The following is a 14,727-nucleotide window of genomic DNA, read 5'->3' on the forward strand; positions in this document are numbered from 1 at the left end:
TGCCGCGGATCAGCTGGCACAGGTTGGTCTTGCGCGACAGGCAGAACTTGCACTGCCGGCACTCGGGTGTGTAGAGCGGGATGACGTGGTCGTCTTTCTTGAGCGTGGTCACGCCGGGGCCGACGTCGACCACGATGCCTGCGCCTTCGTGGCCCAGGATCGCGGGGAAAAGGCCTTCGGGGTCGGCGCCCGAGAGCGTGTAGTAGTCGGTGTGGCAGATGCCGGTGGCCTTCACTTCGATCAACACCTCGCCGGCGCGCGGGCCGGCCAGGTCGACGGTTTCAATGCTCAGCGGCTGGCCGGCTTTCCAGGCGACGGCGGCTTTGGTTTTCATGGGCTTGTTCTCACTGCTTGCTGCGGGATGCAGTGATTCTGGCGGAAGTGGGCCTGGGTCCCGTTTAGTGCGTGCTTTTCAACGGGTTGTGGCGTCGCGGCGTGCGGCACCCGTGGTGGTTTTAGACGAGCAAGCTCAGACGTGCCAGCAAAGGCGCGTGCGGGCAGGCTGGAGCGCGCCTCTGGGGCGCCGAGCAGCACAGGGCTCGTGGCCGCGCGCGCAGCGCGCATCAACAACTGATTTGTCGCCGCCTGTTTGAACGCAGCGAACGCAGTGAGCGAAGTGAGTTCGGCGACGGGCCACGAGACCGGGCAGCGCAGGGAAGTCGACGCGCAGCGGCGACCGCTCCAGCGAAGCGCGTAAGCCTGCCCGCCCGTGCCTTTGCCGCCACCAAGGGAGGCAGGACGCGAGGCAACTCAAGCCGAAGAACGAACCAGATCCGCCGCCTTCTCCGCAATCGCAATCACCGGCGCATTCGTGTTTCCACCGACAATGCTCGGCATGATCGACGCATCGACCACGCGCAGCGCCTGCACGCCGTGCACTCGCAACTGCGCATCCACCACGTCCATCGCGCCCGAGCCCATGCGGCAGCTGCCCACCGGGTGGTAGATCGTGTCGGCATGGCCGCGGATGAAAGCCTCGATCTGAGCGTCGGTTTGCGCCACCGCAGAGGCCGGCAGCTCGCGCCCGCGGTAGCCTGCCAGCGCCGGTTGCTGCAACACGCCCCGCATCAGCTTGAAGCCGCGCAGCAGGCGGGCCATGTCGTCGGGCTCGGCGAAGAAGTTCGGGTCGATCAGCGGCGCGGCCATCGGGTCGTTACTCGCCAGCTTCACACTGCCGCGGCTCTTCGGCCGCAGCAGGCACACGTGGCATGAATAGCCGTGGCCGAAGACGGTCTTGCGGCCGTGGTCGACCAGCTTGCCGATCACGAAGTGCAATTGCAGGTCAGGCAGCGTTTCGTTCGGTGAACTCTTGATGAACCCGCCGGCCTCGGCGAAGTTCGTCGTCAGCAGGCCGCTGCGCGCGCGCCGCCATTCGAAGATGCCCTTGATCGCGTTCAGCGCACCCGCGAGCGACAGGCCGAACAGGTCTTTCAGCTGCGGCGTGTCGACCACCTGCACCACGTCGACGTGGTCGTGCAGGTTCGCGCCCACGCCGGGCAGGTCGTGCACGGTCGTGATGCCGAGCGGCTGCAACTGCGCGCCCGGGCCGATGCCCGACAGCATCAACAGCTGCGGCGACTGCAAGGCGCCGGCGCAGAGCAGCACTTCGCGCTTGGCCTTCAACTGCTTGAGTTCACCACCGACCCGCACTTCGACACCGACCGCACGCCGGCCTTCGAGCAGGATGCGCGTGGTGTGTGCGCCCGTCATCACCGTGAGGTTCTGGCGCCCGAGGTTCGGCGTGAGATACGCCTTCGCGGCACTGAAACGCTCGCCGTTCTTGTGCGTGACCTGGTACATGCCCACGCCTTCCTGGCGCGCACCGTTGAAGTCGGGGTTGAGCGGGTAACCCGCCTGGCGCGCGGCTTCCACGAACACCGGGCCGAAACGGTTCGGGCTGCGCAGGTCCATCACGTTGAGCGGGCCGCCGGTGCCGTGGAAAGCATCGGCTCCACGTTCGTTGTGCTCAGCGCGCTTGAAGTAGGGCAGCAGGTCGTCGAAGCCCCAGCCTGCGTTGCCTTCGGCGGCCCAGCCGTCGTAGTCTTCACGCAGGCCGCGCAGGTAGATCATCGCGTTGATCGAGCTCGAGCCGCCCAGCACCTTGCCACGCGGCTGGTAACCACGGCGGCCGTTCAAGCCGGGCTGGGGCACCGTTTCGAAAGCCCAGTTGGCCTGGCTGCTCTGCGCCAGCAAGGCCAGGCCGGCGGGGCAGTGGATCAACACGCTCTTGTCGGCCGGACCGGCTTCGAGCAGGCACACGCTCACGGCCGGGTCTTCACTCAGGCGCGCCGCGAGCACACAACCGGCCGAGCCGCCGCCGATGACGATGTAGTCGAACAAATGCAGTCTCCGCAAACCAGCCGGGCGCAGGGCACGCTCACAGCGGGGCGGATCATATCGACGCGCAGGCGCCGAACTTAGGGCCGAACGCCTAAGTACACCCCGGGGAAACGCGGGTGCGCCGGCGGGGTGTTCAGCGCGTGAAGGCCTTGCGCGAGCCGTCTTCGAACAGCGCTTCGTCGCGCAGCACGCGGCCGGTCTCGTCGAGCTCACGCTCGCGGTTCACCCGCCCGCGCTCGTCGTGGAAACGCTCGAAGCGCAGGCGGCCCTGCTCGTCGAAGCCCTTCTGCGTGCCGGTGGCCTGCATGTCGTAGCGGCCTTTCACGAACGACACACCTTCGAGCGACACGCGGCCGTTGTCGTGAAAGCGCGTCTCGCGCCTTGCCGGCTGGCCGTCCTGCTGAAAGTATTCGAACTTCTCGCGTGGCTGGCCGTTCAGGTACCAATGCTGTTCGAGCTGCAACTCGCTGCCACGCTCGGTGGGCACCCAGCGGCGCTCGTGCACCAGCGTGCCGCTTTCGTGAAACTCCTGTTCGAGCGTGGTGACGCGGGTGCTGCGGCCGTTGGCCGTTTGCGTGACCCAGACCCGCTCGAGGCGCTTCACGCCTTCGGCCGAAAACCGGCGTTCGTTGCCGCCGGCGGGCTCGATGATCGACTCGTCGCGCAGCCGGCCGTTGTCCCACAGCGTTTCAATCTTGCGGCGCTCGCCGCGCTCGTGGGTGAGTCGCGAGCGCAGCGTGCCGTTCGTGGCGAAGAGTTCGACCGTGACCGGGCCCTTGCCGCGGTGGCCGCACCAGGTGGCGTCGTCGGCGTCGGGTGCGAGCAGCGGCTGCGGGCCGCAGCGCAAGTCGGCCAGCTTCGATTGCGGCGTGAATTCGGCCACCGCCTGTTCGCGGCCGTCGTCGCCGTGAAAGCTCACGCGCTTGAGCGTGCCGCTCGGCAGCCAGGTGCGCGCCAGGCCCACGGTCGTGCCGTTGCGAAGTGTCTCGTCGCGCAGCACGGGGTTGGTGGCGCCGGGCGTGGCGGCGAACTCGCGCGCGCGGCCTTCGCGGTTGCCTTTGTCGTTGGTGCTGTATTCACGTTCCAGCACCCCATCGCGAAAGCGCCGCACCAGGCCCATGAACTTGCCGTTCTGCAACTCTTCTTCGCGCATGAGCGGCCCGCCTTCGCCATCGCGGCAGCGCATCAGGCCGGTCTTGCCGGCCGTGGTGTTGCCGTTGTTCGGGTTGACCGACTGGCCGGCGATATCGCAGGCCTGAACGGCGTGGCTGAGGGCGGGCGCTGCGACGAGTGAGCACAGCAGACCGAAGCGGCAGAAAAGCGTCAGACCCATTGTTTGCATCCAGGCCATTGATCCCGCCGTATGCTTGGCAACAGCAGACATTTCGGCCGCTGCACTCGGCAAGCCCGGTTCACAGGAATTGAACATGAAAAAAGTCCTCATCTCCGCGTTCGCGGCCCTGGCGATGTCGTCGCCCGCGTGGGCGGCACTCGATGTCGGAGAAAAAGCGCCCGACTTTACAACCTCGGCCGCGCTCGCTGGCAAGGCCTTCCAGTTCTCGCTGGCCGAGACGCTGGCCAAGGGGCCGGTGGTGTTGTACTTCTTCCCGGCGGCGTTTTCGGTGGGCTGCACGGCCGAGGCGCACGAGTTCGCCGAAGCCACCGCCAAGTTCGAGGCGCTGGGTGCCACCGTGGTCGGTGTGTCGACCGACGACATCGACACGCAGATCAAGTTCTCGGCCCAGGCCTGCCAGGGCAAGTTCGCGGTCGCTTCCGATTCGACCAAGGCCGTGGTCAAGTCCTACGACGCGGCGATGATGATCCTGCCCGACTACGCGAACCGCATTTCCTACGTGATCGCGCCCGACCGTTCCATCATCTACAACTACCAGAGCCTGAACCCGAGCAAGCACGTCACGAACACGCTGACGGCTCTGCAGGAGTGGAAGAAGCTCAAGAAGTAGGCCGCGGCAGCCGCACCTCGACTTCGAGGCCCGGCGCGGCGTTGCGAACGATCAATGTGCCGCCGTGCGCTTCGGCGACGAGCCGGCACAGGTACAGACCCAGGCCCACGCCGCCGGTGCTGCGGGCGCGTGCTGCGTCGGTGCGGTAGAAGGCGCTGCCGAGTTGCTGCGCCTGCGCCTCGGTCACGCCTGGGCCGTGGTCGCGCACGCTGATCTGCAAACCAGTGTCGTTCCGTGTGGTGGTGACGGTGGGTGCCGCGCTCGCCCCGGCGCCGTGGCGCACGGCGTTGTCGAGCAGGTTGCGCAACAGCAGCCTGATGCGCGCCGGGTCGAGCGGCCACGGCGGCAGATCGGCGGCCAGCGCGAGGGTGATGCCGCGCCCGCCGAACTGCGTTTGCACCACCTCGCGCACCAGCGCGTTCAGGTCGGTCGGCTCGGTCTGCAGCGCCTGGTGCCCGCCGGCCAGGCGCTCGCTTTCCAGCAGGTCGGTGATCAGGTCGCGCATCTCAGACAGGTCGTGCAGCAGCGCGCTGCGGGCCTCGCTTTCGTCGACCAGTTCGGCATTCAGGCGCGCGCGTGTGAGCGGCGAACGCAGCTCGTGGCTGATGGCCAGCAGCAGCTGGCGCTTGGCGTCGAGCAGGTGGTGCAGGCCGTCGGCCATGCCGTTGATCTGCGCGGCCAGGTCGCCGAGCTCGTCGGCGCGGCGGGTCGGGATGGGCTGCGTGAAGTCGCCGTTGCCGTAGCGCAGCGCGCCGGCGCGGATGTCGTTCAGCGGCCGCAGCAGCCGCCGCACCGTGAGGTAGGCGAGGGCGGTCAGCACCAGCAGCACGGCCAGCGTGGCCCAGCCGATGAGGCGCGGTTCGTCTTCGGGCGAGTCGTCGTCGCGTGCCAGGTTGGCCAGACCGAAACTGATGCGGTGGCCGTCGGCCAGCAGGCGCACCGGCCGCCACGGGCTGTCTCTGCGCTCGCGATCGGGGCGCCCGAAACGGCGCTGGCCATCGTGCCGGTCGTTCGCTTGCGACGACCAGTTGACCACCGGGCCCTCGATGCGGATGCGCAGCGGCAGCCGCGCGGCGATGGCGCGGGCCTTGTCCACGTCGGGCGGCGTGCCGATCTGCACCACGAGCGAATCGACGTAGTCGTTGACCAGCGGCTGCGCGTAGTCGTGCCAGCCGGAGCGCAAGGCCGACTGCATGCCCGACAGAAAGGTGACCGTGACGGCGAGCGCGAACAGCAGGAACAGCATCACCATGCGCGCGCCCAGCGAATGGCGGGCGCGCCGCCAGCGCTGCCGCAGTGAAGGCCGCATCACTGCCGCGCCCCGGCAAAGGTGTAGCCGGCGTTGCGCAGCGTCTTGATGCAATCGAGCGGTTCGAGCTTCTTGCGCAGCCGACTCACCAGGATGTCGACGGCGCGGGTGTGCAGCTCGGCTTCGTGGCCGCGCAGCTTGTTCAGGATCTGGTCGCGGTCGAACACCTTGTGCGGCTCGCTGGCCAGCAGCACCAGCAACTCGTACTCGGTGCTGGTGAGCTCGACCTTGTTCCCGGCGCATTGCACCTGGCGGCGTTCGAGATCGATCGTCAGGCCGTCGAAGGCCAGGCGTTTGAGGTTGGTGGCCGGCGCACGGGCGCGCCGCAGCACGGTCTGCAGACGCGCCAGCAGTTCGCGCGGCTCGAAAGGTTTGGGCACATAGTCGTCGGCGCCGATTTCCAGGCCGACGACGCGGTCCATCACGTCGCCACGCGCGGTGAGCATGATGACCGGCAGGTCGCTCTCGCGGCGGATCTGGCGGCACAGCTCGAAGCCGTCGATCTCGGGCAGCATCACATCGAGGATCGCGGCGTCGAAGTGTTCGGCGCGCAGCTTGGCGAGGCCGGCGCTCGGCAGCGTGGCGCTGTCGAGGTCGAAGTCGAAGCGACGAAAGAACGCCGCCAGTGGCGGCGCCAGCAGCTCGTCGTCGTCGATCAGCAGGATGCGGCGCATGGCTCGATTGTCGCCAACGCGCCGCAGCCTCGCGAGCCGAACTCAGCCGCGATGGCCCCAGCCACGGCGCTTGGCCATGAACTCGCGCACCTTCTGCTGCTGCTCGGGCTTCAGGCTGTCGTAGAAGTCGGCCGCCGCGGCGATCACTTCGGGGCTCTTCGCCTTCACGGCCACGGTCTTGGCGTCGACGAAGGCCGTGGCCTTCTCGCGATCGAACTTGGCGCCAGAGACGAGTGCCTGCATCTCGGCGCGCGGGTCGCTGCCCTGTGGCAAGAGCGCCTTGCGCTGCTCGCCGAGCTTGTCGGCCAGCGTGGCCAGGCGAGCCTTCTGGGCTTCGTCGAGGTTCAGTTCCTTGGCCGTGCGCTCGAGCATGCGGGTGCGCATCTTGGTCGAGTCTTCTTCGCTCATCGAGTGCATGCCGCCGCGATGGTGGCCGCAAGCGCTCAAGCCGCCGACCAGGACGGTGGCGCTGAAGAGGCCGATGAGGGTTCGTTTGATCCAGGGTCGCATGGGGTTTCCTTTGAGTGGGGTGATGACGGAATGTGTTTTCAGCACGGAAGTCATCGTGCCCATGCGGGGCGCGGGTGTCCTTTCGCCGGGGTATCGGCGTGTTTCGTTTTATGTCATGCGGGCGAAGGCTTGTGCTTCGGCCACGCGCCGGTCACGCGTTCACGACGATGGTGAAGCGCGCCTGCAGGCCGTCGGCCGCGGGCTGGAAAGGCACGGTGATCGCCGCGCGGTCGGCCGCCCCCAGGCGGCGCCACAGTCCATCGCGTTCGTTGCCGGGGTCGCCTTCGACGTACAACTGCGTCGTCAGCAATTCGCGCTCGGCGAGCTTGACCTTGACGTGGATGTGGGGCGTGCGCCCGGTGTACGCCACGGGGCGGATGGTGCGAAAGCGATAGCTGCCGTCGCTGCCGGCCACGACGCGGCCGAAACCCTGGAAGGCCGGGTCGGCGCGGCCGCCGTCGCCGGGGTGGTGGTAGTGGCCTTGCTCGTCGCATTGCCAGATCTCGACGACGGCGCCGCGCAGTGGGCGGCCGCTCGTGTCGGTCACCGTGCCGGTGAGCGAGGTGGCGTTGCCGCGCGTGTAGCGCAGCCTGCCCTGGGCGAGCAGGTCGAAATCGGTGTCGTCGGGCAGCGTGACCGGGTAGAACGGGCCTTCGGTCTGCGAAGGTGTGGGCCGCAAGCTCATTTGCGCGAGCGCGTCGCGGATGAAGACCGGCAGCGCGAGTGTCGCGGCCAAGCCACCGACGATGCGGCGGCGCGAACGAAGGGCAGGGGCGAGAGAGGCGGGTGGAGCAGGTGGCGTCATGCGCAGAGTCTGCGCTCCGCGGCCGCTCAGCGCATCAGGATGCCGTAAGACCCGATCGCGTACAGGTTGTGGCGGCCGGAATCGATCTGGCGCATGCGGCGCTCGAGGTCGTAAATGTCGGAAGAGGCGGCCAGGTACTGCTCGTCGCGGTCTTGCTCCACCGAGGGAGTGACGCTGAACAGGCTCTTGATCGACTTCAGGATGGAAAACATGGAAAGATGCGTTTGGTGAGGAAGGCTGAAGAATAAGGGAAAACCCTAGACCCTGGTGCCTAACGTGGGCATCGGCGGTGCGACTTTGTTGTCGCCAGCACGTTTTTGGTGCAAATAGCGCCAGAAACAGGCGCCGTTCGACCCGGCCGGCGCCCCATCCACCCCCTGAACCCGACCACCCGAGGAGCCCCGCGCTTGTTCGCCCCGTTTGAAAAACTGCTGAACCCGTTCCCTGAAGAAACCCCTGCTGTGCCGCCGCGCGGTTTCGTCGCGTTCATGTGGGCCTGCACACGCGGCCTGCGCCACTACATGCTGTGGATGACCTTGTGCACGGCCGTGATCGGCGCGTTCGAGGCCTTGTTGTTCGCGTTCCTGGGCACCATCGTCGACGGCCTCGGCAAGGCTTCGCCGGAACGGCTCTGGGCCGATGAAGGCCACAAACTGCTGTGGCTGGGCGGCGTGCTGGCCGCCAGCGTGGCGCTGATCGCGCTGCAGTCGCTGCTCAAGCAGCAGACGCTCGCGGGCAACTTCCCGATGCTGCTGCGCTGGAACTTCCACCGCCTGATGCTCGCGCAGAGCATGCACTTCTACCAGGACGAGTTCGCCGGCCGCATCGCCACCAAGGTGATGCAGACCGCGCTGGCGGTGCGCGACACGGTGATGGTCATCACCGACATCCTGGTCTTCGTGCTCATCTACTTCGTCACCATGGTGGCGGTGGTGGGCGCTTTCGACGTCTGGATGCTCGCGCCCTTCGTCGGCTGGGTGGCGCTGTACGTCATCGCGCTCGTGTACTTCGTGCCGCGCCTGGGCAAGGTGGCGAAGGCGCAGGCCGACGCGCGCTCGCTGATGACCGGGCGCATCACCGACGCCTACACCAACATCGCGACCGTGAAGCTGTTTTCGCACGCGCGCCGCGAGGCCACTTTCGCGCGCGGCGCGATGCAGGAATTCCTCGGCACCGTGCAGCGCCAGATGCGCCTCGTCACCGCGTTCGAGATCGTGAACCACGCGCTCAGCATGGCGCTGATCGCCAGCACCGCCGGCGTGGCGCTGTGGTTGTGGATGCACGGCGCCGTGGGCGTGGGGGCGCTTGCCGCGGCCACCGCGATGGCCTTGCGCCTGAACGGCATCTCGCACTGGATGATGTGGGAGATGGCGGCGCTGTTCGAGCACATCGGCACGGTGCAGGACGGCATCAACACGCTGAGCCGCCCGCGCACCGTGCTCGATGCGCCCGACGCACTGCCGCTCGAGGTGACGCGCGGCGACGTGCGTTTCGAGCAGGTGAGCTTCGCCTACGGTGGCACGCGGCGGGTGGTCGACGGCCTGTCGCTGCACATCCGCCCCGGTGAGAAGGTCGGCCTGGTCGGGCGCTCGGGCGCCGGCAAGAGCACGATCGTGAACCTGCTGCTGCGCCTGTACGACGTGGAAGGCGGGCGGGTATTGATCGACGGCCAGGACATCGCCCATGTGACGCAGGACAGCCTGCGCGCGCAGGTCGGCATGGTCACGCAAGACACCTCTTTGCTGCACCGCTCGGTGCGCGACAACATCCTCTACGGCCGGCCCGACGCCGACGATGCGGCGATGATCCACGCGGCCACACGGGCCGAGGCTTTCGACTTCATTCAGGGCCTGACCGACCCGGCCGGGCGCCAGGCTTTCGACGCGCATGTGGGCGAACGTGGCGTGAAGTTGTCGGGCGGGCAACGCCAGCGCATCGCGATCGCACGCGTGATGCTGAAAGACGCGCCGATCCTGCTGCTCGACGAAGCGACGAGTGCGCTCGACTCCGAAGTCGAGGCCGCGATCCAGGCCAGCCTGTACCGGCTGATGGAAGGAAAGACCGTGGTGGCGATCGCGCACCGCCTGTCGACCATCGCCGCGATGGACCGGCTGGTCGTGCTCGACAAGGGCCGCGTGGTTGAGCAGGGCGACCACCGCAGCCTGCTCGCGCAGGGCGGGCTCTACGCGCGGCTGTGGGCGCACCAGAGCGGCGGCTTCCTCGGTGAAGAGGCGGAAGACGACAACGAATCGGGGCGGCTGCAGGTGGTGCGCTGAGACTGCGAGGCTGCGCAAACAGAGCGTGATGTCACATGCTCTTGCATGGTGAAGCGCCTCGGCGGGCCAACAATCGCGCATCGCCCGAACGGGCCCGAAGGACTCTGCTTGTGAACCAACCCGATCGGCGCGCTGCGCTCGCCACGCTGTCTGCACTCTGGCTCGCCGCCTGCGGTGGCGGGGGCGGCGACGGCGCGACGGCCACGTCGCCCGCACCGGCGCCCGTGCCCACGCCAGCGCCAGCCCCCACTCCGACCCCTGCACCTGCGCCAGCGCCGACCCCCGCGCCATCGCCATCGCCGGCCCCGGCGCCCGCACCCACACCGGCGCCTCCACCCCCACCGCCACCGGCTCCCGCGCCAGCTTCCACCACCTACGGCAATTTCTCCGGGGCTTCGCTCGGCATCGGCGCGGCGCTCAACGGTGCGCTGTCGTTCCCGGCGAACAACGCCTGGAACACCGACGTGTCGAGCGCCCCGGTCGACCCCAACTCCGACGCGCTGATCGCCAGCATCGGCCTCACGACCGGCCTGCACGCCGACTTCGGCTCGGGCACCTACCTCGGCGCGAAGATCGGCATCCCCTACGTGGTGGTCTCGGGCACGCAAGCGCCGGTGGCGATCAACTTCACCGACTACCCGCGCGAAAGCGACGCCGGGCCCTACCCGGTGCCCGCCAACGCGCTGGTCGAAGGTGCGCCCGACACCAGCGGCGACCGCCACGTGATCGTGATCGACCGCGACAACAACCGCCTGTACGAGCTGTACCGCGCGTTCCTGAACACCAACGGTTCATGGAGCGCCGGCTGCGGCGCGGTCTTTCACCTCGACAGCAACACCGTGCGCCCGACCGCGCAGGCCGGCTGGACCAGCGCCGACGCCGCCGGGCTGCCGATCTTCCCAGGCCTGGCGCGCTACGAAGAGGCGGCCCTCGGGCCGGGTGGCATTCGCCACGCGCTGCGTTTCACGGTGTCGCGCTCGCGCGGTGCCTATGTGCCGCCGGCTTCGCACTCGGCGTCGTCGAGCACCAGCGCCAACCTGCCGCCGATGGGCATGCGCGTGCGCCTGAAGGCGGGCTACGTGATCCCGGCGAGCTTCAGCACCGAGACTCGTGCGCTGCTCACGGCCATGAAGACCTACGGAATGATCGTGGCCGACAACGGCAGCAACTGGTACGTGACCGGCGCGCCCGACGATCGCTGGAGCAACGACGCGCTCTCGCGCGAACTCGGCCAGGTGCAGGGTAGCAACTTCGAGGTGCTGCGCATGGACGGCCTCGTCGTCGGCTGAACGTCGGCTGAACGCGGGCGCGGGCTCGCCCCGCCCTCAGCGCCTGAAGGTGATGCGGGTGGCCACCAGCCGCGTGCCGTCGCTCGACAGCCGGCCGCGCACCTCCACACTCGCCAGCGCCCGCAAGTCGGCCTGCGTGCCGTCGCGGTACTCGACCGGGCCGCTGTAGTCGACCGTCACGCCGCGCAGCGTGAATTGCAGCGCCACGGTGTCGAGCCCGGTCAGCAGCCCGCGCAGCTCGAACTCGTTCTCGACCTGCGAAGCGCTCTTGATCTGCACCCGCGTGGCGCTCAGCACACCATTGGCCACGGTGCCTTGCAGCGCCACGCGCACGCCGACGCCGAGCCCGGCCGTGCCGTCAGGGAAACTCGCCTGCGCCGCGTTCACCGGGACGCCGTCGACACTGAACACCGCACTCGACGTGAAGGCACTGATCAGGCCTTCGATGCGCACGTCGTCAAAATCACGCGGCTCCGTCACGGCCAGGCGCAGTCGCAGCGCCTCGCGCACCCCGGCCACTGCGGCAACGCGCAACACCACACGAACGAAGCTGCCGTTGGCCAGCCCGGCCGGCACTTCAGCGCCACCCAGCGTGGCATACGAAATGGCCTGGCTGCCCACGGTGAAGCTGCGGGCTCCCGTGTTCAGGTTCGCCACGACGCCGCGCAACTCATAGACCAACGCGACCGCCTTGCGCTCGATGCGGGTGGCACGGTAACGCTGCGTGGCGGTGTCGAGCAGCGCGTAGACCTCGACCACGTCGCCTACCGACAAGGCCGCGAGTGCGCCGCCCAGGCTTTCGTCGAACACCGTGGTCGTGAGCACGTCGACCGGCTGCCCGAGCACGGTGAGCGTGGCCGCGCCGGTGTCGATCGCGCTGATGGGTCCGACGATCGCACTGCCGAAGACGATGCTCGTGGCGGCGCTGCTGCCGTCGCCGGCGATCGGTGTGCCGCGCACGGTGATCGTCATGCCGAGTTTCAGGTCGTCGCGGCTGCGCGTGTCGCCTTCGGCGTCGGCGACCGCAGCGCTGGTGTCGTCGAAGCGCACGCCACCGACGATCACCGAACCGAAGCCGGTGATGGGCCCGCTGACGTACGACGCGCTGGTGTTGCCACCGGTGCCGCCGCTTTCCACGCCACCGCCGCACGCCACGAGAAACAGGCTCATCAGCAGCGTTCGGCCGAAGCTGCCCGCGTGGCGTGCCAGATGGTGCAGGTGCTGCGTGATCATGGTGCGGTTTCCTTCCTGGGGCGGCCGCGCTTGCGCTTGGGCGCTGCGTCGGCTTCGGGTGGTGAGGCGGCGGCCGGCGGCCGCTCGCTGTAGCTGTAGAGGCCCAGGCGCACCCGGCCGTCTTCGGCGCGGCCGGCAGCGCGATCGGCGTCGATCATCTGTTGCAGCGCCGGGGCCGTGGCGGCGAGCAGCGCTTTCCACTGCGTGCGCACGACCTGCTCGAAAGCGAGCAGCGACTCCGGCGACAGGCCGTCGGCCGACACCGCTTGCTCGAAGTGCGGCGGCTTGTCGGAAACCACGTTGGCCACCGCCGCTCGCAGGTGGTCGCCGACATTGCTGCCCAGGTAGCCCAGCATGCGCGCGGCGTCGCCTTCGGGCACGAACACGGTGCCGCCGACCAGGTGCACGGTCTCGCCGTCGAGCCGCGCCAGGCCGAGGCGGCACAACTCGTCGAGCAGGCTGCGCGGATGCACGTCGCGCGTGACGGCCTGCACCAGCGCCTCGAAGCTCGGCGCCGGGCCCTGACGTGGCAGCGCCAGGGGTTCACCCCGGGGATTCTTCAGCGCCGGGTCGGACTGCCAGCGTGTGAACACCTGCGAAGCCGGCGAGCGGCGGGTCGGCACCGCGGTGCGGTCGAGTTGCATGATGCGCGCCACCTCGCGCCGGTGCAGCCCGGTCACGGTGCTGATGCGGCTGACGGCGCCGTGAGCGGGCAGGGCAGGGTGGGCGCGCTGCGCGGCGTCGACGAAGGCCATCTTGACCAGGTCTTGCACCGCCGCCAGCGGCGCGCCTTGCGCCACCGCGAGCGTGGCCATCGGTTCGATCAGGGTGGCCAGTGCGGCCAGCAGGGCGCTCTGGTCGGGCCCTGCCATGACACCGCGCCCCGGCTCGCTGGGAGCCGGGGCGCGTGTCTGGCGCGGGGGCTTGGGGCTCGCGGGCATCGGCCGAGTTTAAGAGGCCGCCGGCCCGCACCCGCCGGGGCGCTTCATCACTTCTCGAACTCGATGCGCGCCGCGGCGAGCGTCTTGCCGTCGAGGTTGAGCACACCCTTCACTTCGAGCTGGGCACCCACCTTCAGGTCGGCTTCGGTGCCGTCCTTGTAGACCACGGTGCCGCCATAGTTCACGGTCACGCCGCGCAGCACGAAGGTCTTGGCCGTGGTGTCGATCGTGGTGATGGCGCCGTGCAGTTCGAAGCCGCGGATGTGGACCTCGCGCTCGTCTTCGAGCTGGACCTTGCGGGCCACGATCACGCCGTCGACGGCCTTGCCTTCGACTTCGACTCGCGCACCGAGCGCCAAGCCGGTCTGGCCGTTCGGGAACGTGGCGTTGCTCGCGTCGACCACGATGCCGTTGACGCTGAACTGAGTTGCCGAGGTGAACGCGGTGACCAGCCCGTGGATTTCGGCCTCGTCCTGGTTCTCGATCTTGCGCACGCCGCCGGCGATGCGCGAGGCGACCCACGCACCGTCGACCTGCGTGGTCTGCAGACGCACGCGCACCAGCAGGCCGTTGGCGAGCGAAGCGAACATGTCGGTGCTGGACAGGCCGGCGTAGGAGATCAGCGCGTCGCCGATCTTGAAGGTCTTGGCCGTGGTGTCGAGGCTGGCGATCACGCCGCGCAGCCGGAAGTAGGGCGCGTTGGGCCGCACCTCGATGCGCGTGGCGGTGTAGTGGCCGGTCGTCACGTTGAGTGCGCCGTTCACTTCGACCACCGAGCCGACGGTGATGCCGGCCAGGCCGCCGGTGATGCGCTCGCCGAACAGCGTGTTGTCGGTCACGTCGACGGTCTGGCCCAGGGCCGTGAGCGTCTTCGCGGTGGCATCAACCGCGCTCACCGGGCCGACGATCTCGTTGCCGATGCGGATCGCCAGCGCGCGGCCATGGCGGCCGAGGCTGTCGGTGGTGACACCGGCGCCTTGCACTTCGGCGCTCATGCCCAGGCGCAGGTCGTCGCGGCTGACGGTGCTGTCGTCATCGTCGGTGATGCGCGCCGACGAGTCGTCGAAGCGAACACCGTTGACGATGACCGAGCCGAAGCCGGTGATCGGGCCCGAGGCATAGGCGGTCGCGGTGTCTGACGAAGCGCTGCCGTCGCTGCCGCCTCCGCCGCAGGCGGCGACCAGCGCCGCCACACACAGGATCTGGGCCAGGCCCGCGCCGAGGCGGGGGGAGAGAGTCGGTCGGTTGAACATGGTCGGTTCCTTTGCGGTTGGCGAACACACCGGCCAGCCCATGCGGCCGACCATGTGTGCACTTTAAATGGGAAAATATCCCATATCAACCGCAATTACACCGTGATACGCCTGACCAGGGGGTCGGCGTGGC

The 14,727-nt window shown here is 68.6% G+C and carries 14 protein-coding genes; 3 read left to right on the top strand and 11 right to left on the bottom strand.

What is annotated here, in order from left to right:
* From AC30PD_RS16090 to AC30PD_RS16100, 3 genes are all read right to left on the bottom strand, one after another.
* Window positions 1–334 (bottom strand): alcohol dehydrogenase catalytic domain-containing protein (locus tag AC30PD_RS16090; RefSeq protein ID WP_489536677.1); only part of this gene is annotated, 334 nt, incomplete at its 3' end.
* Between the two features lie 416 nt (window positions 335–750).
* A complete protein-coding gene (locus AC30PD_RS16095; protein ID WP_489536678.1) occupies window positions 751–2,340 on the bottom strand; it encodes a GMC family oxidoreductase in 1,590 nt (529 codons plus the stop codon).
* Between the two features lie 133 nt (window positions 2,341–2,473).
* Window positions 2,474–3,673, bottom strand: a complete 1,200-nt coding sequence (locus tag AC30PD_RS16100; RefSeq protein ID WP_489536679.1) for a toxin-antitoxin system YwqK family antitoxin — start codon at window positions 3,671–3,673, stop codon at window positions 2,474–2,476.
* A 94-nt stretch (window positions 3,674–3,767) separates the two neighbouring features.
* On the opposite strand from AC30PD_RS16100, the gene AC30PD_RS16105 reads away from it, so the two are divergent.
* Complete coding sequence (locus tag AC30PD_RS16105; protein WP_489536680.1) at window positions 3,768–4,304, top strand: peroxiredoxin; 537 nt, start codon at window positions 3,768–3,770, stop codon at window positions 4,302–4,304.
* Here AC30PD_RS16105 and AC30PD_RS16110 read toward each other — a convergent pair.
* The 5 genes from AC30PD_RS16110 to AC30PD_RS16130 form a co-directional block, all read right to left on the bottom strand.
* Entirely contained in the window at window positions 4,294–5,613 is a 1,320-nt protein-coding gene (locus tag AC30PD_RS16110) for a sensor histidine kinase (protein ID WP_489536681.1), read from the bottom strand. The genes AC30PD_RS16105 and AC30PD_RS16110 overlap by 11 nt on opposite strands.
* A complete protein-coding gene (locus AC30PD_RS16115) occupies window positions 5,613–6,287 on the bottom strand; it encodes a response regulator transcription factor (RefSeq protein WP_489536682.1) in 675 nt (224 codons plus the stop codon). Before AC30PD_RS16115 ends, AC30PD_RS16110 begins: the two co-directional genes overlap by 1 nt.
* Window positions 6,288–6,329: 42 nt before the next feature.
* Window positions 6,330–6,797, bottom strand: a complete 468-nt coding sequence (locus AC30PD_RS16120; RefSeq protein ID WP_489536683.1) for a Spy/CpxP family protein refolding chaperone — start codon at window positions 6,795–6,797, stop codon at window positions 6,330–6,332.
* A gap of 151 nt (window positions 6,798–6,948) precedes the next feature.
* Window positions 6,949–7,602, bottom strand: coding sequence for a dioxygenase family protein (locus tag AC30PD_RS16125; RefSeq protein ID WP_489536684.1), 654 nt, complete (start codon window positions 7,600–7,602; stop codon window positions 6,949–6,951).
* A gap of 26 nt (window positions 7,603–7,628) precedes the next feature.
* Window positions 7,629–7,814 carry a DUF3563 family protein gene (locus AC30PD_RS16130; RefSeq protein WP_489536685.1) on the bottom strand — a complete coding sequence of 62 codons (186 nt, stop codon included), beginning with the start codon at window positions 7,812–7,814 and terminating at the stop codon, window positions 7,629–7,631.
* 195 nt (window positions 7,815–8,009) lie between these two features.
* Between AC30PD_RS16130 and AC30PD_RS16135 the strand changes: the two genes are divergently transcribed.
* Complete coding sequence (locus AC30PD_RS16135) at window positions 8,010–9,878, top strand: ABC transporter ATP-binding protein (RefSeq protein ID WP_489536686.1); 1,869 nt, start codon at window positions 8,010–8,012, stop codon at window positions 9,876–9,878.
* A gap of 110 nt (window positions 9,879–9,988) precedes the next feature.
* Window positions 9,989–11,167 carry a hypothetical protein gene (locus AC30PD_RS16140; protein WP_489536687.1) on the top strand — a complete coding sequence of 393 codons (1,179 nt, stop codon included), beginning with the start codon at window positions 9,989–9,991 and terminating at the stop codon, window positions 11,165–11,167.
* A gap of 36 nt (window positions 11,168–11,203) precedes the next feature.
* Here the strand turns inward: AC30PD_RS16140 and AC30PD_RS16145 are convergent, their stop codons facing one another.
* The 3 genes from AC30PD_RS16145 to AC30PD_RS16155 form a co-directional block, all read right to left on the bottom strand.
* Entirely contained in the window at window positions 11,204–12,400 is a 1,197-nt protein-coding gene (locus tag AC30PD_RS16145) for a DUF5666 domain-containing protein (protein WP_489536688.1), read from the bottom strand.
* Window positions 12,397–13,272, bottom strand: a complete 876-nt coding sequence (locus AC30PD_RS16150; RefSeq protein WP_489536689.1) for a DUF6502 family protein — start codon at window positions 13,270–13,272, stop codon at window positions 12,397–12,399. Before AC30PD_RS16150 ends, AC30PD_RS16145 begins: the two co-directional genes overlap by 4 nt.
* A gap of 116 nt (window positions 13,273–13,388) precedes the next feature.
* Window positions 13,389–14,594 (bottom strand): DUF5666 domain-containing protein, encoded by a 1,206-nt coding sequence (locus AC30PD_RS16155; protein ID WP_489536690.1) that lies wholly within the window; start codon window positions 14,592–14,594, stop codon window positions 13,389–13,391.
* Between the last annotated feature and the right edge of the window lie 133 nt (window positions 14,595–14,727).

The organism is Rhizobacter sp. (assembly GCF_032229685.1).
In the GTDB taxonomy this organism is placed as follows: Bacteria; Pseudomonadota; Gammaproteobacteria; order Burkholderiales; family Burkholderiaceae_C; genus LMDS01.